This is a genomic window from Streptomyces rubellus, from assembly GCF_036323805.1.
Classification (GTDB): Bacteria; Actinomycetota; Actinomycetes; order Streptomycetales; family Streptomycetaceae; genus Streptomyces.
Window position 1 is genome coordinate 1 of record NZ_JAZDCX010000059.1, and the last position, 2,675, is coordinate 2,675.

Annotated in this window: 1 protein-coding gene; it reads left to right on the top strand. The window is 73.0% G+C overall.

Annotated features, from left to right (window positions below; genetic code table 11):
* A partial coding sequence (locus V1L54_RS29210; protein WP_330121177.1) for a type I polyketide synthase occupies window positions 1-2,675 on the top strand: 2,675 nt, incomplete at both ends.

A 2,675-nucleotide genomic window follows, 5' to 3' on the forward strand; every position in this document is an offset into this window, starting at 1 on the left:
GTGAGCACTTCTGGGCAGTACAGCCTTCCCCCGAAGGCGCCGACCCAGCAGATTGGCGGTACGCGGTCACCTGGCAGCCTCTGCCGGAAGCCGAGCAGCCGGTACTGCGTGGGACCTGGCAGGTACTGGCAGACCCCGATGCGCTGGACCACGAAGTGGCCGCCTGGTGCGCCGAAGCGCTGGTTGGACACGGCGCCACCGTCGTCGTCGGCCGCACACCTGCTCCGGATGTCGACGGGCTGATCCTCCCGCACGACCCCCGGCCGCACTCCGCCCATCCGGAGCTCTCCCTCGGGCTGGCCGCACTGCTCGACGCGGTGCGCGGGGAGGGTGCCCCGGTATGGGTACTCACCCGAGGTGCGGTCACGACCGGTGCGGATGAGTCCGCCACCGACCCAGGGGCGGCACAGCTGTGGGCGATGGGCCGGGCAGCCGCGCTGGAGAAGCCGCACCGCTGGGGCGGCGCCGTCGACCTCCCGGAAGAACTTGACGCGGACGCCGCACGGAGACTGACGGCCGTGCTCGCCGGCACGGGCGAGGACCAGGTGGCCATCCGTGCCGAGGGTGCCTTCGGCCGGAGACTGGCTCCGGCGCCCGTGAGTCCGGCCGAGCCCTGGCGGCCGCGCGGCACCACCCTGATCACCGGCGGCACCGGCGCGCTCGGCGCCCATGTCGCCCGATGGCTCACGGCCCGCGACGCCCCGCACCTGGTGCTGGCCGGCCGACGCGGCCCCGAAGCCCCGGGCATGACCGACCTCACCGCCGAACTCACCGCAGCGGGAACCGAGGTCACGATCGTCGCCTGTGACGTCAGTGACCGCGTCGCCCTCAACGAGCTGCTGGCCGCGCACCCGCCGAGCGCCGTGGTGCATGCCGCCGGAAGCGGTGAGTTCGCAACACTCGACGACGCGAGTGAGGCCGACATCGCCACCGTGCTGGCCGCCAAAGTCACCGGAGCCCTCCACCTCGACGACGCGCTCCGGGACGCGGATCTCGACGCCTTCGTGCTCTTCTCATCGGTCTCCGGCATCTGGGGCAGCGGCAGCCAGGCCGCCTACGGGGCGGCCAACGCCGCCCTGGACGCCATCGCCTCCCGTCGCGCCGCCCGGGGTCTGCCCGCCACCTCGGTGGCGTGGGGCCCTTGGCACGGCAGCGGTATGGCCGGAGCGGAGGAGACCGCCGACTACCTGCGGCGTCGCGGACTGCGCACCATGGAACCGGCGAAGGCACTGGACGCTCTGGGTGCGGCGGTGGACGGCGGGGACGTCTCCGTGGTCGTGGCCGACGTGGAATGGGCACGCTTCGTTCCCACCTTCACCGCCGCGCGGCCACAACGGCTCTTCGACGGGCTGCGCGGCGCCCCGCCGCAGGGCGGGGGAGACGAACCGGCCGGCAAGGCCGACGCGGAGGCGGGTTCCGCGTTCGCGGTCCGCCTCGCCGCGCTCGGGGCCAAGGAGAGGCGGCGTGAACTGGTCGAGTTGGTGCGTGCCCGCGTCGCCGTCGTACTCGGTCACCACGACGCCGATGTCGTCGATCCACGCAGGGCCTTCAGGGACCTGGGTTTCGACTCGCTCACCGCCGTCGAACTGCGCAACCTCCTCGCCGAAGCCACCGGCTTCAGCCTGCCCGCCACCGTCGTCTTCGACCACCCCACCCCCGCCGCGCTGGCCGACCACCTCGACGACCTCATTCTGGACGTGGACGGCGATGGGGGCGTGGTGGCCTCTGCCGCCGCCGACGAACCCATCGCCATCGTCGGCATGGCCTGCCGCTACCCGGGAGGCGTCACCTCGCCGGGCGAGTTGTGGCAGCTGGTCGCCGAGGGCCGCGACGGCATCACCGACTTCCCCGAAGACCGGGGCTGGGACACCGCACGTCTCTACGAACCCAACGGCAGTCCGGGCACCTCCTACGTCCGTGAGGGCGGATTCCTCAGCGACATCGCCGAGTTCGACGCCCGCTTCTTCGGCATCTCACCCCGCGAGGCAGTGGCCACCGACCCGCAGCAGCGCCTGATGCTGCAGGTCGCCTGGGAGGCCCTGGAGCACGCCGGCATCGATCCCGCCGCGCTGCGCGGCAGTGACACCGCCGTGTTCGCGGGCACCAACGGGCAGGACTACCCGGTACTGCTCGTCGGAGATCCCGAAGTCAGCGAGGGACACCAGGGCGCCGGCAATGCGGCTGCCGTGCTCTCCGGCCGCGTCGCGTACACCTTCGGCTTCGAGGGACCCACCCTCACGGTGGACACGGCGTGCTCGTCGTCCCTGGTGGCGCTGCACCTGGCCGTACGCGCGCTGCGGGCCGGCGAGTGCTCGATGGCGCTGGCGGGCGGGGTCACGGTGATGTCGACACCGACCGCCTTCGTGGAGTTCAGCCGACAGCTCGGACTGGCGGCCGACGGTCGCTGCAAGGCGTTCGCCGCCGCCGCCGACGGCACCGGCTGGGGCGAGGGCGTCGGTGTGCTCCTGGTGGAGCGGCTGTCGGACGCGCGGCGCAACGGACACCGGGTGCTGGCGGTCGTGCGCGGCAGCGCGGTCAACTCCGACGGCGCCTCCAACGGCCTCACCGCCCCCAACGGACCCGCCCAGCGACGCGTCATCCGCAAGGCGCTGGCCGACGCGGACCTGCGGCCTTCCGACGTCGACGTGGTGGAGGCGCACGGTACGGGCACGAAG